The following is a 24436-nucleotide window of genomic DNA, read 5'->3' on the forward strand; positions in this document are numbered from 1 at the left end:
GTCCCTGGTCTGGATTAGCGGCGCCACTGGGAAGGCCACCAAGGGGTGGGTCACACGAATTCGAGTGCGCCCTCGGCAGGAGTGGGAACTCGTCGTCGTAGTGGCGAACCGAGGGCACTGGCGAGATCTGAACCGTCGTGCTCGGCGAGGAGTTCCCCGTCGTCCCAGACGAGCAGTGCCGCGCTCACGGTCTGCTCCGCCGAGGAATGCGCCAGGTCGTAATGTGCGCAGCCCGGCACACCCGCGTAGGTGATCCACAGGTCGTAGCCGGTCATGAACAGGTCGAGGTCGAACTGCACGCTCAGGCCGAGTAGTTCGGCGCGGCCGTTGTCGTCGACACCGGCAAATGCTTCGTCCAACGCCAGGAGTCTCGGTGCGTGCGGGTCGGCGGAGTCGAGCATCACGTGCGCGGCCGCGAACAACGGCAGGTGCAGCGACACCGACTGCTCGCCGCCCGACAGTGCGCTGTGCCGCGCGACCGTGAGCCGGTCCTCGCTGCCGTCGGCACCGACGAGGGTGAACGAGAACACCCGCCAGCGACGATAGTCGAGGGCCGCAGAGAGAATCTCAGGATACGAGCGCTCCGGATGAGCGGCCCGCGCCGTACGGATCTGCGCGGCGAAATGTGCACGCATGGTGGCGAGTTCGTCCGAACCGAGTGCCGTCGCATCCCGCTCCAACAGCTTCGACACGGCCCGCGCGCTGTCGTCGAGATTGTCGGCGAGTACCCAGTGAACGCCGATCGTGCTGCCCGAGGACATGTGACGTTCGCGCATCTCGGCGCCCATCTTCGCGATCAACTGGCGCGCGTCGACAGTGCGTTCGTGGATCTGCTGCGCGAGGCCGGTGAGCAGCGCGTCCTCGAGAATACGGCGCTCGGAATCGGTGAGGAGAAGCTCCTGATCGGCCCGCGCCGCAGCAATTCTGGTTGCGAACTGTCCGACGGCGGACGTGCCCTCGTCGTCGTGGACCTGGACCTTCGTCACACCCTCCGGGGCGTCCCACTGCAGCCGGTAATCCTGGCCGGAGGAGGCGAGTTGCGATTCGAACTCCTGCAGCGCGGCGGTCAGTGCCGTTCGGCTGGACTTGCGGGCGGCCCCGCCGGCACGCACCGACTCGGTGGCCTGAGCAAGTGCCCGATGCAGCGTTAGTACGTCTGCCGGAAGTACGCCGACGTCTTCGCCGTGCTGCAAGCGATATGTCAACTGATCCGGGGTGAGCCAGGCAGAATCACTGGCCGGCCACGCATGCTCGGTGTCGACTCCCAGGAGTTCCAACAGATCCCGTCGCGCGTACGGTGCGAGCCTCGAAGCATCGTTGTGAGTCTCGGTGAGAGCAACCCGCAAAGCGGTGACCGCTGCGGTGTGCGCGCCTTCTGCCTTACCGATCGCCTCTCCGGCATCCTTGTCGGCCTTCCGGGCTGTGCGTTGCGCTCGCTTGCACACCTCGATACGAGCGTGCGCCTCCTCGAGCTGTGCGTCGATCTGCTCGGCGCTCGCACCGAGCGACTCACGCAGAGTCTCGAGGCGCTGGGCTTGCTGCACGAGCGACTCCTCCGCGACGGCAGCCTCTTCCGCGAGCTCCTCCGCGGTGAAACGGGCCTCGGTCAACCTGTCTGCGGACTCCGCTGCATGCTCGACGTCGCGTGCGTGATCGCGCCTGCACCGCAGGACCGTCTCGCCGCGCTGCTCGAAATGGCGAATTGCTGCGGCGAGCGAATCGAGTTCACGTTCGAGGTGAGATGTCCGGTGGGTGGCAGCCGTGCTGCGGAGCTTCTTCTCCTGTGCAGTGAGCTCGGTGATCGTCTGATCCAGTGTCCGAGCCTCGGCGGTCGCGGACTCGGATCTGGTCCGCAGGACACCAGCCGACTCGGTCACCGATCTCAGCGTGGCCCGAATGTTGTTGGTGCGCGGAAGAGTCGAGCTGACCTCGGCCGCCCGAGCCAGCAGTATCCGCGCTCTCTCCTCGGCTGCGCGAGCTTCCTGCACTGTGCGTTCGGCTGCAGTGATCGACTCGTCGAGCTCGTGAATCCGAGAAACTCGGCGCCGTTCCCGCGCCGTTGCACCGATGTATTCGGCGTCTGCCTTGCAGTGTCGGCCGAGCAGGACACCCTGACGGAACATCCCGGTCGAGTCCAGGGCAGTGGGAACTGGTGAGATCGCGCCGTCTGCCGGAGAGGTATCCGTCCAGACGCTGTCCAGCAACTGAATGGAGGCCAGTATTTCGCGCACGAACCTTTCCGGAACTCCCGCGTCGGCCTCGGCCTCGAGCACATCTGCGAGCGTGTTGTCCGTGGGGCGCTGCCCCGCGGGTAGTGGACGGAGGAACTGCTCCGATTTGGCGTTGGCGAGGGCGTCGAAGTCGTCGGTCACCCAGGCATCGAGCAGATTCGTAGCTTGCAAAGCGGCTTCGACGGCTGCGGCTACCGGCGCTTCCACATCTGCACGGAACCGCACCAGACGCCACAGGGGAGCGCCTGGAAGGTCTGTGCGGGCATCAGTGCGCGACGGCGATGGTTGCGGTGCATCGTCATGTTCTGCCTCGATCGATAGGCGCGTCGACTGCAGTTCGGTCAACGTCGTCTCGGCTGCCTCGACCCTCCCCTCGGCGCGGTGTCTGTCTGCGCGCACTGCTTCCGCCGCGTCGGAGGTCAGTCGTGACAGGACTTCGGCCAGGGAAGGTGCGTCGTCGTCCTCCACGCGGCCGAGTGCCGCGTCCAGTTCGTCGAAGAGCGTGTCGGGCACACCGAGTTCCCGGAAGAGGTCGGAATTGTTCGTCCACCACGAGCGCAGTCCGACACCGCATTCGCTTCGCGCTGCCGTCACCGCGGCCTCGGCTTCGAGGATCGCCGCCCGTGCGGCCTCGTGTTGATCCTGACTGCGGCGCGTCGCAGTAGCAGCACGCTCACGCGCCGCCGCGGCCTTCTCGACGGTTGCAGCGGCAGCGCGAACCGCACGCACGTCGCCGTCACGCTCTTCGGCGTGGCCGCGAAGTGCATTGGTCAACTGGTCGCTGCGTGCAGATTCCGGAAGCGCGGTCCACATGATTCCGGCGTCCTCCGCAGCGGCCTGCAGGTCGTCCTCGGCGCGCACCAGTGTCTCGGCCGCACGTGAGACGGCGTCGCGTGACCTCGCCGCTTCTTCGGAGCGCTGTTCGAGGGCGACTGCGGCCTTCCCCGCCTTGTCCACTTGTGCCGCAGTGGAACGTTCGAGGGTGGAGACGGCCTGCGCCAGGTCATCGAGTTGAGTTCGACCTTCGTACGCGCTCGACCGGGTGAGTGCATCCAGATTCGCGGTGGCTTGGTCCAGTTCCCGCTCGGCTGCGGCGAACTCGTCTTCGGCAGCACTGCGCGCCGAACGGGCACGCTCTTGTTCAGCCGTGGCCGAGTGCAGGTCTGACACACACCGGGCAACTGCGTCGAGCCGAACGGTGAGCTGGTCGACTTCTGCTTTGGCCTGTTGCTTCAGGTAGCAGGTGTAGACGCCCACGAAACTCTGAGCGGCCTGATCGGCAACGGTCAGGCCCTCGAGTGCGCGACCCACTTCTTCCATGTCGCTGAACGACCGTGCCGCCTCGAGGACGAGCTGTTCGTCGAGGGGACGTAGCCCATCGGTCAGGGCCTGGGACAACCCCTTCGGGTCCAGATTCTTCGCCAGCTGAGGCCGCCGTAGCGTGAGGATGAGATTGATGAGTTGGTCGTAGCGCTCCACTCCCAGGCCGAACAGCCTGGCGTCGATCGCGGCGCGGTAATCGACCGGACGATCCTCGAGGCAGTCGGTGCCGATCTGCTCGGCCAGCTGCTTTCTGGTGAGCGGGCGATCGTCGCTGCCGAGGAGGGAGAAGTCGATTCCGACCCGCCCGTCCGCGACGAAGTACCAGCGGGTGACTTTGTCGTTGGTGCGGTTGGCCCGCATGCCTATCCCCACGGTGACGGCTTCCGGATCATCCTTGGCGCCGCGGCAGAACTCCATCCACACATACGAGTAGGCACTTTCCTGGCCGCGGTAGAGCAGGTTCGACTTCATCGTGCGTTCCTCGCCCGCGAACGGATTGAGGCGACGCGGTTCGATTCTGCCGTCGAACACGAACGGGAAGAGCACCTCGAGAGCCTTGGTCTTACCGGATCCGTTCGGTCCCCGCAGCACGAGCCTGCCGTCGGCGAACGAGAATTCCTGATCCCGGTAGTCCCACAGATTGATGATGCCGGCGCGCGTGGGACGAAAGCGTGCGTTCTTCATGCGTTGGTGTCCTCACTGCTGGTGGCCTGGAACAGGTCGATCTCGGGAGTGCGTTCTCGGATGGTGACGGTCACCCCTCGGTAGCGTGCGAGCGCGGGCAGAATCAGGATGCCGCCTGGGACCGAAGTCACCAGGCCGAGGCGTTCCAGAAGGTCGATTGCCGCCTTTCCGAGGCCCTCCGGGTCGACCTGCCATGCGGCTGCGAACGTCTTACCGAAACGATCCACGAGGGTGTGGAGAGTGTCGGTCACCCAGCTGTGCTCGATGAGTGGGAAGGTCGTGACTTCGTCACGCTCGACCCGGGCCTGCGCATCCTGATCGGCCGCGAGTTCGTCGGCCAGGCCCTCGAAGATTCCCGAGCGGGGGATAGCGGCGTCGAGTTCGTCGATCAGTGCCGTCGAGTGCGCGGGAAGCGGAAGGTGCGTCAGCTCGGGCGCATCAGGATTCGAGACGCGGTCGGCAATTTCGCCGGCGAGGAGAAGGGCAACCTGTGAGACGGTGCCGGTACCAGGGAATCGCGTGTCGGACAGGCGGCCCGAAGTGTCGATCATCGCGACGCCTTCTGCGCGTCGCTCGGTTACGAGGCCGGTGAGTAGCTCCAGTTCCGATGTGGTGCGCGGCAGTGCCAACTGCAGGCGCTCGTCGTCGTCCAGCTCCGCCGCGTACAGCACTGGTTGGGTCACCAGGGCGCGGCGGACTCGTCGCTGCACTGCCTTGGCGTCGGTTGGGGGATCGACGAGAAGGCCCTGAACGGACCGTAGATGCTGGAGCGCCTGCGGAGGCCGGAAGAGCGCGACCACCACAGCGCGGTCGATGTCGTAGAGCGCCTCTCCCGCATCCGGATTCGCGGCCCACCCGCTGGCGTCGCCATCGGTGAGACCAATGGCTCCACGAGCGGCGAGCCAACCAACGGCGTCCACGAAGGCATCGCGGTCGGCCGCGCGTTCGGTGGACAGGTCGACGCCGTCGACCTGGGCGGCCGAGGCAGCAACGTGGTTGGCCAATTCGGAGAGCGTGATCTGATTCCCGGCCCGTCCGAGAGTTGCCAAGCACAGGGTCAGGTACGCGTAGCGGCAACGGTCGAAAACTCGATCGCTGGGAGTTCTGGCCGGTATCGCGGGATCGAGGTGATCGGCAACGGTGAACAATCGCGCGGTGGTCTCGGTGACCTCGAGTCGATATCCGAACAGCTCGAGAAGGTCATCGCGCAGTTCCGTGGCCCACCGGCGGACCTGGGGGAGTGCGGCTCGATCCGGATAGGACCGGGTCACCAGGTGATGGGACAGAACGACCCGCGCTGCGCGTTGGTAGGAATCGAGGGTCAGCGGCGATATGTGCTCTGCCCTCACCGGATGCTCACCCGTAGCCCGTCGAGGTGCAGCGAGCCGCGGGCAGTGTGGACCGTAGTGGATTCGTCGTGCGGGCTGAGCGTCAATTTCACTCCGTTCTCGGATCCGCTTGCCTTCTCGATCCGTCCACTCACGGGCACCCGGGCAGTGAGCGCAGTGTTTAGCAGACTCAGGAGTACATCGGTCTCCGCGTCGTCGAGTGTGCGCTCGTACGCGCCGCCGTCGGCGAGCGAGCGTGCTGCCGATGCTCGCGCTTGTTGCTTCGTCAGCTGTTCTTCACGTAATCGGCGTACACCGCCGTCGTTGCGTTGTACGCGTGCAGGAAGACCCGGTGACGGCGGACGGCCGGTTTCGGCGAGAGTGCGAGAGATCTCGATGGGCGGCGCGTCCCACCAGGATCGCGAGTCGGGGATCAGGTCCGCGTCGGGATGGACAACCGCGAGATGCCGAGGTCTACCGAGGTCGAATACCACCTGAAACAAGGCGTGTGCGGCAGGTTCGGACGGCGCGGCCGCAAACCAGCCGGCAAGGTGACGCAACTGACTTTCGCGGCTCACCCCACCCTTGCGGGTTTCGGTGACCCGGCGCAACAAGGCGAGAACGGCGCTGATCGCACTCATCGTGCCGTCACCCAGTCGTTCGGACTCGCTTCGCCCCGACTGCTCCGCAACGAACCACTTGGTCACTCCGGCCCAGCGAGCCGTCCAGTCGTCGAGTCGCTCGGCAAACGGAAGGAACACTCTCTCGTCGGAGCGTGCCGCTCGCTGCAACATCTCCTGGGTTCCGGTGGCCTCGACGTTCGCGATGGCGTCGGCAATCTTGGGTGTGTATCGGGCCAGATCGGAACCGAACTCCCGCATGTGGGTCAGCAGTGCGTCCTTGTGCGACAGGAAGGACTCAGGGGTGATCTCGGTGGTGCGCACCAGATCTCCCAGAGTCAGATAGAAATGTGACGCTCGGGTCGCGATCTCGGAGAGCGTGGCGTCGAGACGGCCGAGCTTGCGGTACACCGCGTCCTCGTCTCCACCGCGATTCGCCGCAGCCAGATCCACCAGGTCGTCCAGGAGATCGGGCAGGGCCAGACGTGACAGGGAAGCCTCGTCGTGCCTGGCCGCCAGCACACCTTCGACCGCCCGGAAGGTGTGGTAACCGCCCTGGCTGAACTGGTAGACGAAGTGCCGGTTTCGGTATTCGGCGAGGGTGGCGGCGCGAGTGCCGTCGTAGCTGCGCTCGAGAACCTCCCAGGCGTGGAGTTGCTCGAGCAACGGGCCGATCTCGGTAGGGGAGAGGAGCCCGGCCGGGTCGTCCGCGGCGATCTTCTCCAAGATGCGGGCCACTTCGGCGGCATGCAGGAGTACGACGTAGTTGGCCCGAGCGCTGTCGAAGGCCCGCAGTACCCAGAGATATTCCGCTCGCTTCTCTGCGGTCGCGAACGCGAACAGCTTCAACCGGCCGTCCTGGGCCAGGGGGCCGGCGAGTCGGCTCGGCGTGGGCGACCACTCGGTGGGGTCGGCGGATTCGGTCACCGTGACAGGTTAGGCGGTGACGCTGTCGGTCGATTCGACACCGCGAAACCGCGATACGACTCGGACGCGGACGGAATGCATGGATATAACGAACACGTGGGCGAGAGCTGCGGTTTACGACGTAGACGTGGTCAGCACCAGTGCGGATCTTTCAGAGTTCGAAAACCAAGTACGAGACTCCGAGAAGGGCGACGAGAGTGCCTGTAGTGATGCCTGCGACCATGCCGAACAAGCGCCGGCGAGGGCGCTTCTTCGATTTGTCGGCCCCTTTCGACTTCTTGGTGAAAGGGGGTTGTTTCTTGCCGGCACCGGCAGGAGATTCGGGCGGTGTGGGTGATGCGCCGTCGCGTTCGGATTTGCGCTTCTCGTATGCCACGGCATCGATCACCTCTGTCACGTCGTAGGACGGAGGGAGCCCGATCGGGGTCACCCGGTGGGTGGTCGGATTGAATCCGGCGGCGCGAATCGCTGCACCGAGAGCTGCGGTCTGCTCGGGCCCGGGGCCGACGACACAGTGCACATCGAACTTCGTTCCGACCGTGTCGGCAATTGCCGCGATCGCAGTGGAGTCTCGGGCGATCAGGCCGTCGCCGGTGACGACCACTGCATCGAGGTTGGCCGGCAGCCATCCGAAAGCTCCGAGTGCTGTCGCGATGCGGGAAGTGGGGGAGGAGTCGGCACTCGCGGCGAAGCGAAATGCCTTACCTGCTGCGACACCGGAGCGGACGAGTGCGACGGTGGCTCCGGTGTCGTCGATGTGATAGATGCCGACCAGTTTGCCTGGACGTTCGGCGATTTCGGACTCGAACCACGTTGCTGTCGCTTCGGCGTCGGACATGAGTGACACGTATGACAGGTCGGCGAAATCGAGCGCATCACGCAGAGCGTCTACTGCTGTGGCGTCCCATTTGGTCGGATACGCAGCCATGATGTCGGGTGCGCCACCGGTGCGGCCACCGTGATCGGGAAGCGGTTCGCACTCGCGAAGAAGGCAGCGCATTGCGCCGGCGACGATGTCTTCGGCGCGAAACAGTGAACCGTCTTTGGTGGTCACGCCCGACGGGTCACCCACGTGGGGCAGAAAGCCGGACACGGATTGCGTCCCGCCGGGAACGTCCACCGGTGCGGAACCACCGAGGACGGCGCTGTCGTCGCCGCACATGTGCAGGACGGTGTCGCGGGCGATGACGATCGGGTCGGGTGAACCCGGGTCGTTCGACGCCACGACGGCCGTCGACACGACGTTGCCGACCCTGAGCCCGACTCCCATGGCCATACGACTACCCCTACTCCGGCTGCAGGCGGATGCTCTTCCCCGCCACGCGATTCCGAAACTCTTGTGTTTCCGTGATGCTCGATCGCTGTCATCTTCGATCCGAGACCGTGTAGGGCGCAACCCTACAGAGTCCACAGTGATGCGAATGGGCCCGTTGCATCCTTCGGCGGTCTGTCACGACGGCTTCTTCTTGCGAAGTGGAACCCGCCATTCGGTTTCGTTGTCCGCGAGCCAGGTCAGCAGATGCGAACCTTCCTCGGGTTGCCGTCCCCGGCCGGTGAGTAGGTCGGCGCAGGCCTGCGTCGGGAAGGTGTAACGGACGTCGTCGCGGAAGATCGTCCGGTCGAATATCGCCGCCGACCGCGGCGTGGCGAGGATGACGTCGCCGCTGTCCTCGGTCGCCCGTAGCCCCAAAGCCTCGGCCAATGCGTCGGCATTGTCTGCGTATATCTGCAAGTGGGTGCTAGGCGCGTACTCGGTCCACTGGGATGCGGCCGCAGAACCGGTCACTGCGTAGAGAAGCCCGGAATGCTTCGCCAACCCGCCGAAGACCGACGCCACTCCACCCGGCGCGAAGTAACTGGTGGTGGGGCAGTCCCGGAATCTGCTGTCCGCGCTCCACGCGCGAAGCATGTCCTGCCATCTGACGCTGATGATGGGGCCGCGCGGTAAGCGTTCGATCAAGTTGCGCTCGACAAGAGTCTCGACAACGCGGTAAGTGGCTCCCGTCGAGGCTCCGCACAGTCTGATGAGTTCCGGCACCGTGAGTTCGCCGACATGATCGGCCAGGGCGCGAACCACACGGGCGGCCGGATCACCGGTCAACTGTGCGGCAGGGCGGCCCGGGCCGCGCCACGGGTCGGCGTCCGCGCCGCGATCGCGGACCCAGATTGCCGGCCTGTCCGCGAACACCGAGGTGTTGCCGGTCGCGTCGGCGTACGAGAGTCCTTTGTCGTCTAGTTGTTTACGGACGGGTTCCGACAGGTAACGGGCGCACACGAAGCCCCGGTCCGATCCTGCGACGCTCTCGGCGAATTTGGCGGCGTCCCCTGCGAGCACGCCACGCGCCGCGATGACCGCGAACGACGCGACCTCGCCATTGGGGGAGGAGATCGACAAACGCTCCGGCGCGTCGGCGAGGGAGCGGGACTTGCCGGACTCGATATCCCAGCCAGGGGGGAGTGCGGCCCGCAGCGCAGCGGTGGCTCGCCGGTAGAGGTCGATGTCGCGCTCGGGTTTGGGGACGGTCGTCTTGCTCCGATCGGTGGGCACGACCACAATGTACCATAATCGGTCGCGGACGGAATCGCTGGATAGTCAGAATAGGTGACGACACCGATCGCCACTCGTCAATCGTCCCGTTACCAACCACTCACCACCCACCAGCATCGAGGGGAGGGGGTTCGATCTTGTCGATCCGTGAGGCTGCTATCAGCTCGGTCGCTCGATTGGGCGAGTTCGATCCCCCGGCCGTCGCCCGGCTCCGTGTCTCCTTGACCGGATCGCGGTAGAGCTCATCGTTCGGCTCGGTTCGGCCGGCGTCAGGCTCCGAAACCGCCGGGCCCGCGGCGGCGCAGGTATCGTTCGAACTCCGCCGCCAAAGCGTCGCCGTCGATCTTGGAGATGGCCTCGGAAATATCCGTTTCGGCGTCGCCGCGTTCTTCGAGAGTGCGCACGTACTCGTCGATTTCCTCATCGTCCGACGTCATGTCCGTGACGGCTTCCTGCCAGTCCTCGGCCTGGCTCGGCAGTTCGCCGAGCGGGACCTCGACGTCGAGAACGTCCTCGACGCGCTGGAGAAGGGCAACCGTCGCCTTCGGGTTCGGCGGTTGTGACACGTAGTGGGGGACCGCAGCCCAGAACGAGACCGCCGGAACACCCGCTCGAACACACGTGTCCTGTAGGACGCCGGTGATGCCGGTCGGACCCTCGTAGCGGGTCTGTTCGATGTTGAATCTTTCCGCGGCTTCGCGGCTGTATGCGGAACCGGTCACGGGTACGGGGCGAGTGTGCGGGGTGTCGGCGAGCAGGGCGCCGAGAATGACGACCGTGTGAATCTTCAGATCGTCCACCAGCTCGAGCAGGTCGTCGCAGAAACTGCGCCACCGCATGTTGGGTTCGATCCCGCGGAGCAGGACGATGTCCCGTTTGCTCCCCGGAGGTGAACACACCGACAGGCGTGTGGCAGGCCACACGATCTCGCGGGTCACACCCTCGACCTGGCGCACCGTGGGCCGATTGACCTGGTAGTCGTAGTAGTCCTCGGAGTCGAGTTCGGCCAAGGGCTGCGCATCCCAGATGAGTTCCAAGTGCTCGACCGCACCGCTGGCGGCGTCCCCCGCGTCGTTCCACCCCTCGAACGCGGCAACGAGGATCGGGTCGCGTAGTACGGGAATCTCGTCGAAGGACTCCTTGCGCTCGGCTGTGTCGTCCGGCTCTCCGGACGTGACGGGGAACTCACTGGCGCTCACAGGCCCAGCCTACGACCAGAGCAACCGAGCGCGCCTACTACTGTGGACGGCATGTCTGCCCCATTTCACTCTGCCCTGCTCGATGCGTTGACTCAGCGCGTTGTGATCGGCGACGGGGCCATGGGCACGATGTTGCAGGACGCCGAGCTCACACTCGACGACTTCATGAACCTCGAGGGTTGCAACGAAATCCTCAACGAAACTCGACCTGACGTGCTGCGCGAGATTCACCGAGCCTACTTCGAGGCCGGCGCGGACGCGGTCGAGACCAACACGTTCGGCTGCAACCTGCCCAACCTCGCCGACTACGACATCGCCGACCGAATCCGTGAGCTGTCCGAAAAAGGCACCCGGATTGCCCGTGACGTCGCCGACGAGATGGGGCCCGGTCGCGACGGGATGGGACGCTTCGTCCTCGGTTCGATGGGGCCCGGTACCAAGCTGCCGACCCTGGGTCACGCGCCGTTCGCGGACTTGCGGGATGCGTACGTCGAAGCTGCCATGGGCATGATCGACGGCGGCGCCGACGCGATCCTCGTCGAGACCTGCCAGGATCTACTGCAGGTGAAGGCTGCCGTGCTCGGTAGTCGGCGGGCGATGGAAAAGCTCGGCCGACGGTTGCCGATCATCACCCACGTCACCGTGGAGACCACGGGCACGATGCTGCTCGGTAGTGAGATCGGTGCCGCATTGACGGCGCTCGAGCCGCTCGGTGTCGACATGATCGGACTCAACTGTGCGACCGGTCCGGCCGAGATGAGCGAGCATCTTCGTCACTTGTCGAAGAACACGTCGATTCCGGTATCGGTGATGCCGAACGCCGGTCTTCCACAGCTCGGACCGAAAGGTGCGGAGTACCCGCTCACGGCCGAAGAGTTGGCCGAGGCCCTGAGCGGGTTCGTTCGTGAGTTCGGCCTCGATCTCGTCGGCGGGTGCTGCGGCACCACTCCCGAGCACATTCGCCAGGTGGCAGAAGCGGTTCGGGAAGTCGAGCGTGGCACGCGCAATCCTGTTCACGAATCGGGTACGTCGTCGCTCTACACGTCGGTTCCGTTCGAACAGGACGCGAGCATCCTCGTCATCGGTGAGCGCACCAACTCGAACGGGTCGAAGGCGTTCCGTGAAGCGATGATCGCGGAGGACTACCAGAAGTGCTTGGACATCGCGAAGCAGCAGACACGTGACGGCGCCCATATGCTCGACCTCAACGTCGACTACGTCGGGCGGGACGGCGCATACGATATGGCTGCCCTCGCAAGCCGATTCGCGACCGCGTCCACCCTGCCGATCATGCTCGACTCCACGGAGCCGGCGGTTCTGCAGGCCGGGCTCGAACATCTGGGTGGTCGGTGCGCCGTCAACTCGGTCAACTACGAGGACGGCACGGGCCCCGGTTCCCGGTTCGAACGGATCATGACGCTCGTGCGCGAGCACGGTGCGGCGGTCGTTGCCTTGACGATCGACGAAGAGGGCCAGGCCAGAACCGCTGAACACAAGGTCCGGATCGCGCGGCGTCTGGTCGAGGACATCACGACCAACTGGGGTCTGAGCGAGTCCGACATCATCATCGACGCACTCACTTTCCCGATCTCCACGGGCCAGGAAGAGGTACGGCGCGACGGCATCGAGACGATCGAGGCGATCCGTCAGCTCAAGGAGCTCTACCCGAGTATCCACTTCACTCTCGGAGTGTCGAACATCTCGTTCGGCCTGAACCCGGCTGCGCGCCAGGTCCTCAACTCGGTGTTCTTGCACGAGTGCACCCAGGCAGGGTTGGACACGGCGATCGTGCACGCATCGAAGATCCTGCCGATGGCCCGTATCCCGGACGAGCACCGTGAGGTGGCGCTCGATCTGGTCTACAACCGCCGTAGCGAGGGTTATGACCCGCTGCAGAAGCTGATGGAGCTGTTCGAGGGGGTGTCGGCGGCCTCGGCACGTGAATCGCGTGCTCAGGAACTGGCGGCGCTTCCGCTGTTCGAGAGGCTCGAACATCGCATCGTGGACGGCGAACGGAACGGTCTCGACGAAGATCTGGCCGAGGCAATGAAAGAGAAACCCCCGCTCGAGATCATCAACGAGACGCTGCTGTCCGGAATGAAGACCGTCGGAGAACTGTTCGGTTCCGGCCAGATGCAGTTGCCGTTCGTGCTTCAGTCGGCCGAGGTGATGAAGGCGGCGGTGGCCTTCCTCGAGCCGCACATGGAGGCAACGGACGACGACGGCAAGGGCCGACTCGTCATCGCGACCGTGAAGGGTGACGTTCACGACATCGGTAAGAACCTCGTCGACATCATTCTCAGTAACAACGGATACGACGTCGTCAATCTGGGAATCAAGCAACCGATCGCCACCATTCTCGATGCTGCTATCGAGCACAAGGCTGACGTGATCGGCATGTCCGGTCTGCTGGTGAAGTCGACGGTAGTGATGAAAGACAACCTGGCAGAACTTAATTCGCGTGGTGTGGCGGAACAGTTCCCGGTTCTTCTCGGTGGGGCCGCGCTCACGCGGTCCTACGTCGAGAACGACCTCGCCGAGGTGTACGAGGGCGACATCTCCTATGCACGTGACGCATTCGAAGGCCTGCACCTCATGGACGAGATCATGGCGATCAAACGAGGCGAGGGCCCCGATCCCAACAGCCCCGAGGCCATTGCCGCACGTGAGAAGGCTGCCGAGCGCAAGGCCCGCCACGAGCGTTCGAAGCGGATCGCAGAGAAGCGCAAGGCGGAGGCAACTCCGGTCGTGGTTCCGGAACGGTCCGATGTGGCGGCAGACCTGGAGGTTCCGACGCCGCCGTTCTGGGGCACCCGGATCGTCAAGGGTGTTGCCGTGTCCGAGTATTCGGATCTGCTCGACGAGCGCGCGCTTTTCCTCGGCCAGTGGGGGCTGAGAGGTCAACGCAAGGGCGACGGTCCGACCTACGAAGAACTGGTGGAGACCGACGGTCGTCCGCGGCTGCGGTACTGGCTCGACCGGCTCAGCACGGAGGGCATTCTCGCGCACGCAGCGGTTGTGTACGGGTACTTCCCGGCCGTGTCGGAAGGCGATGACGTCGTAGTCCTCGAGGGTTCACAGCCCGATGCAGCGGAGCGGTGCCGGTTCAGCTTCCCGCGTCAGCAGCGTGGCCGATTCCTGTGTGTCGCAGACTTCGTGCGTTCACGCAAGGATGCGCAGGCCTCGGGGACTGTGGACGTTCTGCCGTTCCAGTTGGTCACGATGGGACAACCGATCGCGGACTTCGCCAACGAATTGTTTGCCGCCAATTCCTACCGCGACTACCTCGAGGTGCATGGGATCGGCGTCCAGCTGACCGAGTCGTTGGCCGAATACTGGCATCAGCGCGTGCGCCAGGAATTGGTGCTTCCCGATGGCGTCAACCTCGCCACTCAGGATCCGGCGGACGTTCAAGAGTTCTTCGATCTGGGATACCGGGGTGCCCGCTACTCCTTCGGATACGGTGCCTGCCCGAATCTCGAGGATCGGGCAAAGCTGATGGCTTTGCTCGAGCCCGAACGAATCGGCGTGAAGTTGTCGGAAGAATTGCAGCTTCATCCCGAGCAGTCGACAGACGCATTCGTGCTGCACCACCCGGAGGCCAAGTACTTCAATGTCTGAGGTGTTGACGGACTTCGGCCCAGCGAGCACGGCCGACGGCAGGCTCGCGGGCGTCATGTGGGATATGGACGGGACGCTGCTCGACTCCGAGCGGATGTGGGACGTTGCGGTGCGTGAGCTGTCCGTACATCTCGGCGGCACGATGACCGAGGACACTCGCCGCAAGACGATCGGTGCCTCCAGTACGAACGCGTTGGCGATCATTTTCGACTCGTTGGGTCTCGAACCCCATCCCGACGCACTTTCCGAGGCCAAGGACTGGATGTACTCGCGGGTCGAGGAGCTGTTCGTCGACGTGCGGTGGCGACCGGGCGCCCAGCGAGCGTTGGCACTCGCGCGCGAGCAAGGACTGAAAACTGCGCTCGTCACCAACACAGAACGCCGGTTGGTCGATCGTGCGCTCGACAGGTTGGGACGCGAGTACTTCGACGACGCGGTGTGCGGCGACGATGTTCCAGAAGGAAAACCGCACCCGGGTCCGTATCGGCGCGGCGCGCACCTGTTGGGACTGCATCCGTCGAGTTGTCTCGCGGTCGAGGATTCGCCGACCGGTGCGTCAGCTGCCGAAGCGGCCGGGTGTTCGGTTCTCGTCGTGCCGTGCGAGGTTCCGGTTCCCGAATCGCCGGCCCGTGTCTTCCGGACCAGCCTCGAAGGTTTGACCGGTGCGGAACTCCATGACGTGTGGGCTACCGGCTCTCGCGGGTGAAGCATCGTGCATTGCGCATCGTGACGCCTTCGGTGCAGGACTGGGTAATCTAGATTCCCGTGGCTGTACCGAAGATCGTCCTGTTCTACATGTTCACCCCGCTTCCGGACCCGGAGGCGATTCGGTTGTGGCAGCAGACCCTGGCGGAAACTCACAACCTGACCGGTCGGATCATCGTGTCCCCGCACGGCATCAACGCCACGATCGGTGGAGAACTTGCGAACGTCAAGCGGTATGTGAAGGGAACACGCAGCTACGCGCCGTTCAAGGCTGCGGACATCAAGTGGTCGGACGGTTTCGGGAACGATTTTCCGCGTCTGAGCGTGAAGGTGCGGGACGAGATAGTCACCTTCGGGGCACCGGACGAACTCGAGGTCGACGACGGCGGCGTGGTGGGTGGCGGGGTGCACCTGGCACCCGACGAACTGCATCGACTCGTCGACGATCGGCGCGACGACGTCGTGTTTTTCGACGGCCGTAACGCGTTCGAGGCCGAGATCGGTCGATTCAAGGACGCCGTGATTCCGGATGTGGCCACGACACGTGATTTCGTGAGTGAACTGGACAGCGGAAAATACGACCATCTCAAGGACAAAGCAGTGGTCACCTATTGCACCGGGGGAGTGCGGTGCGAGGTTCTGTCCGCGCTGATGCGGTCCCGTGGATTCGACGAGGTGTACCAACTGGACGGTGGAATCGTCCGATACGGGGAAAAGTACAAGGACAGCGGATTGTGGGAGGGTTCGCTCTACGTCTTCGACAACCGGATGAACATCGAATTCAGTGATAGCGCGATAACCCTGGGTCACTGCTCGCTGTGTGAGGCACCCACTTCTCGCTACGAGAACGACGACACGAAACCCGAGCGCACGCTCGTGCTGATGTGCGACGCGTGCGCCGACGCAGCCGGGAGCGAGTGACCGCCCGTGGCAAACGCACCACTTCCCATTCGGGACGGGCTGGGGCCGGACAGAATCCGTATGCGGGCAGGGCTCGACATCACGACCGTCGTGGAGTTCTTGACGGGGCAGTTTCCCGGCGAGACCGAAAAGTGGCTCGAAATGGTCGACCGTGGGGAGATCGTGGACGAACACGCGCGGGTCGTCGACCGGAACACGAAGTACGCGCCGACGCGATTCCTGTACTTCTATCGTGAACCGGCGCCGGAGATTCCCGTCCCATTCGACATCGAAGTACTACACCGAGACGACGAACTGCTGGTCGTGGACAAGCCACACTTTCTGGCGACGATCCCACGCGGCGCCCACATCACGGAGACCGCTGTGGTGCGTATGCGAAAGAAATTCGATCTCCCGGAACTGACGCCTGCGCACCGCCTCGATCGAATGACCGCAGGTGTGCTGGTATTCGTGATTCAGCAGCGTCACCGACGTCCCTACCAGGACTTGTTCGTGAACCGGCAGGTGAGCAAGGAATACCGCGCGGTGGCGCAATACGACCCGAACCTCACCTTTCCGCGCACCATCCGCAGCCGGATCGTGAAGGAGCACGGTGTGATGACTGCGGAGGAGGTGCCAGGGGAGCCCAACAGTGAAACTGCCATCGACCTGGTCGAGGTTCGCGGGAAGCGTGCCCTGTATCACCTCGAACCCCGAACCGGTCGAACTCACCAGTTGCGAATGCATATGTCTTCGCTGGGGATTCCGATCGAGGGAGACAACTACTACCCCGAGTTCTCACGGTCTGTTCCTGGCGACTTCTCGACGCCGCTGCGACTGCTCTCCTCCGCGATCGAATTCGAGGATCCGCTGGGAGGGGGTCATCGCAGATTCGAAACTGGGCGCTCCCTGAGCTGGTGAGGAGTCCCGATCGGGGCACTCTATGACGTCATGAAACAATGGCTACCCGTGAAGACCTTCGAATCCCTGTTCGCCGAGCTGACCGAGCGTGCCGAAACCCGCCCCGAGGGTTCCGGCACCGTTGCCGCCTTGGACGCCGGCGTCCATTCGCAGGGTAAGAAGATCCTCGAAGAAGCCGGTGAAGTGTGGATCGCAGCCGAGCACGAGAGCGACGAGGCACTGTCAGAAGAGATCTCCCAGCTGCTGTACTGGGTTCAGGTGTTGATGGTGGGTAAAGGTCTGAAGCTCGAGGACGTCTACCGACATCTGTGAACCGCGCCGTTCACAGGACCCCATCTTCCTTCGTATCCCCGAAAGGCACCGTCGTGTTGCGAGTTGCAGTTCCCAACAAGGGCTCCCTGTCCGAGTCCGCCGCCGAAATTCTCAGCGAGGCCGGCTACCGTCGCCGCACGGATTCGCGTGATCTCACCGTCCTCGACCCGTCCAATCAGGTCGAGTTCTTCTTCCTTCGTCCCAAGGACATCGCCATCTACGTCGGCTCGGGCGAGCTGGATCTCGGGATCACCGGGCGTGATCTTGCCCGTGACTCCGGCGCTCCGGTCGCTGAGCGGCTGTCGCTCGGTTTCGGGCGTTCTTCTTTCCGTTACGCCGCACCTGCCGGCCGCGACTGGGCTGTCGAAGACCTCGCGGGGCGCCGGATTGCCACCTCGTACCCGAACCTCGTACGCGCCGACCTGGAGGCGCACGGAATCGAAGCATCGGTGATCCGTCTCGATGGTGCCGTCGAGATCTCCATCCAACTCGGCGTCGCAGATGCGATCGCCGATGTGGTGGGCTCCGGGCGCACCCTCAAGCAGCACAACCTCGTCGCATTCGGCGATGTGCTCTGCGATTCGGAGGGTGTGCTGATCGAGCAGGCCGGGTCGCCCGCCGACAATGCGGCGCGTAACCAGCTGATCGAGCGGGTTCGGGGCATCGTGTTCGCTCAGCAGAATTTGATGCTCGACTACGACTGCCCGAAGACGATCCTCGAGGACGCACTGAAGATCACGCCGGGACTCGAATCGCCGACGTTGTCGCCGATGGCCGACGATCGGTGGACCGCCGTGCGCGCCATGGTTCCGATCAAGGGGCACAACGACGTGATGGATCAGCTGGCACAGCTCGGTGCGAAGGCCATCCTTGCGTCGAACATCAGGTCCGTGCGCGCTCTCTGACCTGAACGGTCTGCGCGATGCGGCCCACCGGACCGTTCTCGTCGTAGAGCACTCCGGCGCACATGCCGACACCGTCGGGACCGATGGAGGTCTCGGCGCCGACACCGATCCACTCACCGTCGGGTACACGGAACACGTGCACCGTGATGTCGGTGTTCAAGAACGTCCATTCTTCGGGATCGATCTTGGCTCCGACGCCGTTTGCGATGTCTGCCACGGAGAAGAGCCGATCCAGGGGTGTGAGCGATTCTCCCCGAACGAGGTCGGGTTTCGGTCGAACCCACACCCGGCCGGGGCCTTCGCCGCCGATCTCGTCGATCCAGCGCCAATCGAGGGTGTCGAGATAGCCGACGCCCCACATGCCGTCCATTTTGCCCTCCCGACCGTCGGTGACCGGCGGAAGAACCGGATCTGCAGCGTGGCGCACTGCTGTGCTGTCTGCGGTGGCCATGCGCCAGCCGGTTGCACTGGCGACGACGCGGCGCTCACCGTTTGTCATAGCTGCCGACAACTCGGCTGACACAAGCTCGACACGCCTGCCCGGACGCTGAACCCAGGCGCGAACGTCGAGTTCGGCGATGGGAATCGGCCCCAGAATTTCGACCACCACACGAGTGAGCCGGGCGCCGTCTCTCGGGGCGCAGCGCTGAAGAGCGCGCACCAGCAGGGCAGACGGTGGGGCGCCGTGCTGCATGGTCGGGGCCCACAGGCTCACCGTGTGGTCGGTCGCAAGGAATCGTTCGGTACCGTCCGATTCCCCCGGCCCCAGTGGTACGAAGTATGCGTCGTCGCTCATGTCTGCTCCACAGTCGAGGTAGTCGCATCCAACGTAGTCGTGGAATCGGGCCAACCGGGGTACGGGGGAGGGGTGCCGCCGAAGGAGGGGCAGAGCGCCTTGTGGTCGCACCAGTTGCACAATCGCCCTGGTTTGGGTCGAAAGTCACCGCTGGCGCCGGCCGCCAGGATGGCCTTCCACAACGCAGAGAGGGTGCGCTCGAATCGCAGCAGTTCTTCCTCGTCCGGGGCATAGGTCAACACGGTCTCGGACGCCAGGTACAACAGCCGCAATTGTGCGGGCACGACCCCTCGTGTGCGCAGAAGCACCAAAGCGTAGAACTTCATCTGAAACAGCGCCTTCGACTCCATGGCTTCGGTCGGTGCACGCCCCGTCTTGTAATCGACAACGCGGACCTCCCCGGTGGGGGCGACGTCGATTCGGTCCACGAACCCGCGGAGTACGACGCCGTTGTCGAGTTCTGTTTCGACCTTGAGTTCGCACGACTCGGCGTCGAACCTGGTCGGATCCTCTAGGCGGTAGTAGGAGGAGACGAGCTTCGCAGCTTCTCGAAGGAATTGCTCGCGCCCATCGGTGCCCTCGACGAGGTTTTCGAGTTCCGGTGATTCGCCGACGAGACGTTCCCATGACGGTGCCACGAGGTCGACAGCGCTTTGCTGGTCACGCTCATGGGCTGGGAGCGTGAACAGAGACTCCAGGGCGGCATGAACCACCGTGCCCTTGACCTGCGCCTTGGTTGGTTGCTCCGGGATTCGGTCGATTGCCCGGAACCGGTAGAGCAGTGGGCATTGCCGAAAATCCCCGGCCCGCGAAGGTGACAGAGCGATGCGTTCGGGTGCGATCGGATCAGCGGATTCTTGTGACGTGGCACCCTTGCCGATGGGGGCTGACGACGCTGCAATGCTCACACCTGGCAGGGTAGGTGGGGGGTCCGACACGACGTCGGCCGGACATGCCGAACAAGGAGTATTCGACGATGGTTGGGCGTGAGACGCGACCGAGCGGACCGTTTCGAGTGGGCGATCGAGTCCAACTGACCGATGCCAAAGGGCGTCACTACACCGTCAATCTCGAGGCGGGAAAAGAGTTCCACACCCATCGTGGCGGCATCCTGCACGACGACCTGATCGGCACGGACGAGGGCAGCGTCGTCAAATCCACCAACGGCACGCCGTATCTGGCGCTGCGTCCACTACTGGTCGACTACGTGCTGTCGATGCCGCGAGGCGCCCAGGTCATCTACCCGAAAGACGCTGCGCAGATCGTCCACGAGGGCGACGTCTTCCCCGGCGCCCGGGTCCTCGAGGCCGGTGCCGGATCGGGTGCGCTGACGTGCTCGCTGCTGCGCGCAGTGGGACCGGAAGGCCGGGTGATCTCGTACGAGGTGCGCGACGATCACGCTGAACATGCGGTGCGCAACGTCGAAACCTTCTTCGGTGAGCGTCCGGAGAACTGGGATCTGACGATCGCCGACGTCGCCCAGTTCGACGCCGAGACCGCCGGTGGGCCGGTCGATCGCGTGGTTCTCGACATGCTCGCCCCGTGGGACGCGCTGCCCGCGGTCTCGAAGGCGTTGGTTCCCGGCGGAGTGCTTGTCGTATACGTCGCGACGGTGACCCAACTGTCACGAGTCGTCGAAGCCATGCGTGAACAAGAATGCTGGACAGAACCGCGGTCGTGGGAATCGATCGTTCGTGGTTGGCACGTGGTCGGCCTGGCCGTGCGCCCCGAGCACCGAATGCAAGGTCACACGGCGTTCCTCGTGAGTGTCCGGCGCCTCGCCGAAGGTACCGTCACCCCGAAACCTCAACGCCGCTCCGGCAAAGGTTAGCGCGCCGCGCTGAGCGCCGTCCGGGTTCGGTGACGCGCGTCGGGGGCGGCTCCGAACCCGGCTCGGCTCTGTTTCGGCTAGCTGCAGGGGGCCATGGCCATACCGAGCAGATCGCAGGTGCTTCCGTCGGATACCTTCCAGGTCCCGTCCACATATTCCCAGGTCCACGGGGTGGCACCGGCAGTACCGTGCGGGCTGGTGACGGCGACGTCTGCGGTGGCGGTCGTGCCGTCGACTTGCACGTTGGTGATTTCGAAGCCGACCTGGTAGTTCTGCATCGCAGCGGTCATCGCCTCGATATTGGTTCTACGCTCGTCGCCGTTCTCGACGAGCGCGACCTTTTCGTCGACGGGGGCCTGGGGATCCACGAGCACAGCGAGTGTGGCTTGGAGCTCGTCAGCGGTGGGTGCGGCCGGATCAGCCGCCGTCGTCTCCTGCTCGCCCGCGGAAACCGAGGAAGATGTCGAACTCGTGGCGTCGGCGGCGTCACTCGAATCATCGGACGAACATGCGGACATTCCCAGTGCGATGACGATCGCACCCGCGGCAATTGCCGATTTGCGGATTATCAAGGCAGAACCTTTCGTTACAGAGAACAGAGGTGAATCCGTTCAAGGATAGGTGAGGCTAACATGGCGGGTCGGTGGCTGGCATGAGATGTTTTTCTCGATCCGGTACTCGAAGGAATCCGTGTCAGAACGCACTTTCCGGCCGTTGCCGGTAGCGTTGACAGACCGTAGTGGGAGGAGACGCACATGAGCTCAACTGACAACCCCGATCCCAACGAGGCCGTGCGTGAGCTCGAGTCGTTGCGTGCCGAGGCGGCGGCGCTGCGGCACCGACTCGCGGAGTCGCCGGATCAGGTGCGTGAGCTGGAATCGCGGGTGGACTCGTTGTCCATCCGAAACACCAAGCTGCTCGACACGCTCAAGGAAGCACGTCAACAGCTCATCGCACTCCGTGAGGAAGTCGACCGGCTCGGCCAGCCGCCGAGTGGCTACGGTGTGTTGCTTGCAACGCACGACGATCAGACGGTGGATGTGTTCACGTCCGGTCGTAAGATGCGGCTGACCTGCTCGCCGAACGTGGACGCGGACACCCTGGAACTCGGTCAGACATTGCGCCTCAACGAAGCACTCACCATCGTCGAAGCCACCGGCTTCGAGGGTGTGGGTGAGATCAGCACACTACGGGAGGTTCTCGACGACGGCCGCCGGGCGCTGGTCGTCGGACATGCCGACGAGGAGCGCATCGTGTGGTTGTCCGCACCGCTCGCGAAAGTGTTTGCCGACGCCGAGAATGCGGACGTCGAGTACGACTTGGACTCGCCGACCCGCAAGCTTCGTCCGGGGGACTCGCTGCTGGTGGACACCAAGGCCGGCTACGCGTTCGAACGCATCCCCAAGGCAGAGGTCGAGGACCTCGTGCTGGAAGAGGTGCCGGACGTCCACTACGACGACATCGGTGGGCTCGGTCGTCAGATCGAGCAGATTCGGGACGCGGTCGAGCTGCCGTTCCTGCACAAAGATCTGTTCCACGAGTACGCACTGCGCCCGCCGAAGGGTGTGCTGCTCTACGGCCCACCTGGCTGCGGTAAGACCCTCATTGCCAAGGCGGTTGCCAACTCCTTGGCGAAGAAGATCGCCGAAGTGCGCGGGCAGGACAGCAAAGAAGCCAAGTCCTACTTCCTGAACATCAAGGGTCCGGAGTTGCTCAACAAGTTCGTGGGTGAGACGGAACGGCACATTCGGTTGATCTTCCAGCGGGCCCGTGAGAAGGCGTCCGAGGGAACCCCCGTGATCGTGTTCTTCGACGAGATGGATTCGATCTTCCGCACACGTGGGTCGGGTGTGTCGTCGGACGTGGAAACGACCGTCGTCCCGCAGTTGCTGAGTGAGATCGACGGTGTCGAGGGTCTCGAGAACGTCATCGTCATCGGTGCCTCGAACCGCGAGGACATGATCGATCCCGCGATCCTGCGTCCCGGTCGTTTGGACGTGAAGATCAAGATCGAGCGTCCGGACGCGGAATCGGCCCAGGACATCTTCTCGAAGTACCTCACCGAAGCACTTCCTGTGCACGCCGACGACATCGCCGAGTTCGACGGCGACCGCACAGCATGCGTGCGGGTGATGATCGAGCGGGTCGTCGACCGCATGTATGCCGAGAGCGACGAGAACCGGTTCCTCGAAGTCACGTATGCAAACGGCGACAAGGAAGTCCTGTACTTCAAGGACTTCAATTCGGGTGCCATGATTCAGAACATCGTCGACCGTGCGAAGAAGTACGCGATCAAATCGGTTCTGGAGACGGGTAACCCCGGTTTGCGGGTGCAGCATCTCTTCGATTCCATCGTCGACGAGTTCTCGGAGAACGAGGATCTGCCCAACACCACCAACCCGGACGACTGGGCGCGGATCTCGGGAAAGAAGGGTGAGCGGATCGTGTACATCCGCACCCTGGTGACCGGCAAGAACGCCAGTGCAAGCCGCGCCATCGACACCGAAACCAACACCGGCCAGTACCTCTGACTCACCCTCCTCCACTACGAATGTCACACCGGTTCGCCTCAGGCGAACCGGTGTGACATTCGCCGGGCGGCGAGGTCAGGGTGCGGTCAGAAAGTTGGCGAGCAGGACTCGGGTATCCGGGACGAACGGCCACGAGGGGTCTGCGAGGTGCTCGAGCAGTTGCTCGTGTGTCCACCACCATCCGTCGGCAATCTCGGTCGGCTGGTGCACGAAGGGGCCGTCGTGGCGGGTCTCGAACGCATACAGGTGGCATCGCAGCGGGCGTCCGTTCCACCTGCCGTCCCAGGACGTCTGAGCCAGCGGTGTGAGTTCGACGCCCTCCACACCGAGTTCCTCGCCGAGTTCGCGGCGTGCGGTGGTTTCGGGTGTTTCTCCCGGGTCGACGACCCCACCGGCGAGGCAGTCGTGATGACCCGCGAACACCGCTTTGGTGTCGGACCGCCGATGAACGTAGATTTGTTTCCCGTCCGTGGAACGGACGAGTACTCCTGCACTGGCGTGCCAGAGCCCCTCCGCATACACACGGCTCCGTTTAGCCGTTCCGCACACGTGTCCGGAACGGTCGAATACCGCCACCACTTCATCTGCGGGCGAAGCGGGCCCGTGTGGCGAATGCATGTGTCGATGATGCCAGTTGCGTGGCCGAGCGGACGTCAATAGGGTTCCGCCCGGCGTTGGCGATTCCGGACTCCGCCCGGGGGCCTGGGGAGATGCAGGGTTCGCTCGGCGAGGCCAGGGCGCTTCTGGCCCGCGGAGCCTGCATGAGCAGCTTTTGGGAAATGTCATCCAGCGAACGGACCAAATCTCGGCGTTGAGCCAGGCCTCCGGAGTCCGGCGGGCCAGAACCTTGGAGGTCGGTTGGCACAGAGTGTTTCAGTCCGTCCCCGTGATCTCCATTTGCGTGTCAAGAACCTGTCGGTTCGAACACGAGACCGCGAACGCCTGCAAGTCGGGAACGGTTGAACGGTGCCGCCCGTTCTCACTTGCTGTCGTGTTGCATCGGTCGTGAGCCTCGGCGTGCCGTCGACTCTCTGCAGCCGATCCACCCGTGGTG

Annotated in this window: 18 protein-coding genes; 8 read left to right on the forward strand and 10 right to left on the reverse strand. The window is 64.1% G+C overall.

The genetic code is table 11. From position 1 onward, the window contains the following. Positions 1-50: 50 nt before the first annotated feature. From ACZI8Q_RS00335 to ACZI8Q_RS00360, 6 genes are all read right to left on the reverse strand, one after another. Entirely contained in the window at positions 51-4238 is a 4188-nt protein-coding gene (locus ACZI8Q_RS00335; protein ID WP_463371506.1) for a TIGR02680 family protein, read from the reverse strand. Further along, positions 4235-5587, reverse strand: coding sequence for a TIGR02678 family protein (locus ACZI8Q_RS00340; protein ID WP_463371507.1), 1353 nt, complete (start codon positions 5585-5587; stop codon positions 4235-4237). The genes ACZI8Q_RS00335 and ACZI8Q_RS00340 overlap by 4 nt, the downstream gene beginning before the upstream one ends. Continuing rightward, a complete protein-coding gene (locus ACZI8Q_RS00345; protein ID WP_463371594.1) occupies positions 5584-7035 on the reverse strand; it encodes a TIGR02677 family protein in 1452 nt (483 codons plus the stop codon). Before ACZI8Q_RS00345 ends, ACZI8Q_RS00340 begins: the two co-directional genes overlap by 4 nt. Before the next feature lie 229 nt (positions 7036-7264). After that, positions 7265-8389: a hypothetical protein gene (locus tag ACZI8Q_RS00350; protein ID WP_463371508.1), complete on the reverse strand. Its 1125-nt coding sequence runs from the start codon at positions 8387-8389 to the stop codon at positions 7265-7267. A 174-nt stretch (positions 8390-8563) separates the two neighbouring features. Beyond that, positions 8564-9661, reverse strand: a complete 1098-nt coding sequence (locus ACZI8Q_RS00355; protein ID WP_463371509.1) for a helix-turn-helix domain-containing protein — start codon at positions 9659-9661, stop codon at positions 8564-8566. 269 nt (positions 9662-9930) lie between these two features. Beyond that, the gene (locus ACZI8Q_RS00360) at positions 9931-10860 is read right to left on the reverse strand and encodes a PAC2 family protein (RefSeq protein ID WP_463371510.1); all 930 of its coding nucleotides are present in this window, start codon (positions 10858-10860) and stop codon (positions 9931-9933) included. 51 nt (positions 10861-10911) lie between these two features. Between ACZI8Q_RS00360 and metH the strand changes: the two genes are divergently transcribed. From metH to hisG, 6 genes are read left to right on the forward strand one after another with little or no spacing between them, the layout of a single operon-like run. After that, entirely contained in the window at positions 10912-14481 is a 3570-nt protein-coding gene (metH, locus tag ACZI8Q_RS00365; protein ID WP_463371511.1) for a methionine synthase, read from the forward strand. Beyond that, positions 14474-15187 (forward strand): HAD family hydrolase, encoded by a 714-nt coding sequence (locus tag ACZI8Q_RS00370; protein ID WP_463371512.1) that lies wholly within the window; start codon positions 14474-14476, stop codon positions 15185-15187. The genes metH and ACZI8Q_RS00370 overlap by 8 nt, the downstream gene beginning before the upstream one ends. A gap of 59 nt (positions 15188-15246) precedes the next feature. Then, positions 15247-16107, forward strand: a complete 861-nt coding sequence (gene trhO / locus ACZI8Q_RS00375; protein ID WP_463371513.1) for an oxygen-dependent tRNA uridine(34) hydroxylase TrhO — start codon at positions 15247-15249, stop codon at positions 16105-16107. A gap of 6 nt (positions 16108-16113) precedes the next feature. Then, positions 16114-17007 (forward strand): pseudouridine synthase, encoded by an 894-nt coding sequence (locus ACZI8Q_RS00380; protein ID WP_463371514.1) that lies wholly within the window; start codon positions 16114-16116, stop codon positions 17005-17007. Positions 17008-17037: 30 nt separating this feature from the next. Next, entirely contained in the window at positions 17038-17319 is a 282-nt protein-coding gene (locus ACZI8Q_RS00385; RefSeq protein WP_463371515.1) for a phosphoribosyl-ATP diphosphatase, read from the forward strand. A 53-nt stretch (positions 17320-17372) separates the two neighbouring features. Beyond that, positions 17373-18224, forward strand: coding sequence for an ATP phosphoribosyltransferase (hisG, locus tag ACZI8Q_RS00390; RefSeq protein WP_463371516.1), 852 nt, complete (start codon positions 17373-17375; stop codon positions 18222-18224). On the opposite strand, the gene ACZI8Q_RS00395 is transcribed toward hisG, so the two are convergent. Together ACZI8Q_RS00395 and ACZI8Q_RS00400 are read right to left on the reverse strand one after the other, a co-directional pair. Continuing rightward, positions 18202-19020: a thioesterase family protein gene (locus ACZI8Q_RS00395; protein ID WP_463371517.1), complete on the reverse strand. Its 819-nt coding sequence runs from the start codon at positions 19018-19020 to the stop codon at positions 18202-18204. The two genes, hisG and ACZI8Q_RS00395, sit on opposite strands and share 23 nt — an antisense overlap. Then, positions 19017-19928 carry a RecB family exonuclease gene (locus ACZI8Q_RS00400; RefSeq protein WP_463371518.1) on the reverse strand — a complete coding sequence of 304 codons (912 nt, stop codon included), beginning with the start codon at positions 19926-19928 and terminating at the stop codon, positions 19017-19019. The genes ACZI8Q_RS00395 and ACZI8Q_RS00400 overlap by 4 nt, the downstream gene beginning before the upstream one ends. A gap of 68 nt (positions 19929-19996) precedes the next feature. Between ACZI8Q_RS00400 and ACZI8Q_RS00405 the strand changes: the two genes are divergently transcribed. Beyond that, positions 19997-20851 carry a tRNA (adenine-N1)-methyltransferase gene (locus ACZI8Q_RS00405; protein ID WP_463371519.1) on the forward strand — a complete coding sequence of 285 codons (855 nt, stop codon included), beginning with the start codon at positions 19997-19999 and terminating at the stop codon, positions 20849-20851. A gap of 77 nt (positions 20852-20928) precedes the next feature. Here ACZI8Q_RS00405 and ACZI8Q_RS00410 read toward each other — a convergent pair whose 3' ends face one another. Next, positions 20929-21423, reverse strand: coding sequence for a WKL family lipoprotein (locus ACZI8Q_RS00410; RefSeq protein ID WP_463371520.1), 495 nt, complete (start codon positions 21421-21423; stop codon positions 20929-20931). Between the two features lie 183 nt (positions 21424-21606). On the opposite strand from ACZI8Q_RS00410, the gene arc reads away from it, so the two are divergent. Continuing rightward, entirely contained in the window at positions 21607-23382 is a 1776-nt protein-coding gene (arc, locus tag ACZI8Q_RS00415) for a proteasome ATPase (protein WP_463371521.1), read from the forward strand. Positions 23383-23457: 75 nt separating this feature from the next. On the opposite strand, the gene ACZI8Q_RS00420 is transcribed toward arc, so the two are convergent. Beyond that, positions 23458-24000: an NUDIX domain-containing protein gene (locus tag ACZI8Q_RS00420; protein WP_463371522.1), complete on the reverse strand. Its 543-nt coding sequence runs from the start codon at positions 23998-24000 to the stop codon at positions 23458-23460. Positions 24001-24436 lie beyond the last annotated feature (436 nt).

It is taken from the genome of Rhodococcus quanlei (assembly GCF_055231015.1).

Bases quoted from the DNA above. Each gene is read 5' to 3' on its own strand.
- arc (WP_463371521.1), top strand. From the start codon at position 21,607: ATGAGCTCAACTGACAACCCCGATCCCAACGAGGCCGTGCGTGAGCTC.
- ACZI8Q_RS00405 (WP_463371519.1), top strand. From the start codon at position 19,997: ATGGTTGGGCGTGAGACGCGACCGAGCGGACCGTTTCGAGTGGGCGAT.
- ACZI8Q_RS00395 (WP_463371517.1), bottom strand. From the start codon at position 19,020: ATGAGCGACGACGCATACTTCGTACCACTGGGGCCGGGGGAATCGGAC.
- metH (WP_463371511.1), top strand. From the start codon at position 10,912: ATGTCTGCCCCATTTCACTCTGCCCTGCTCGATGCGTTGACTCAGCGC.
- ACZI8Q_RS00350 (WP_463371508.1), bottom strand. From the start codon at position 8,389: ATGGCCATGGGAGTCGGGCTCAGGGTCGGCAACGTCGTGTCGACGGCC.
- ACZI8Q_RS00335 (WP_463371506.1), bottom strand. From the start codon at position 4,238: ATGAAGAACGCACGCTTTCGTCCCACGCGCGCCGGCATCATCAATCTG.
- ACZI8Q_RS00385 (WP_463371515.1), top strand. From the start codon at position 17,038: ATGAAACAATGGCTACCCGTGAAGACCTTCGAATCCCTGTTCGCCGAG.
- ACZI8Q_RS00420 (WP_463371522.1), bottom strand. From the start codon at position 24,000: ATGCATTCGCCACACGGGCCCGCTTCGCCCGCAGATGAAGTGGTGGCG.
- ACZI8Q_RS00370 (WP_463371512.1), top strand. From the start codon at position 14,474: ATGTCTGAGGTGTTGACGGACTTCGGCCCAGCGAGCACGGCCGACGGC.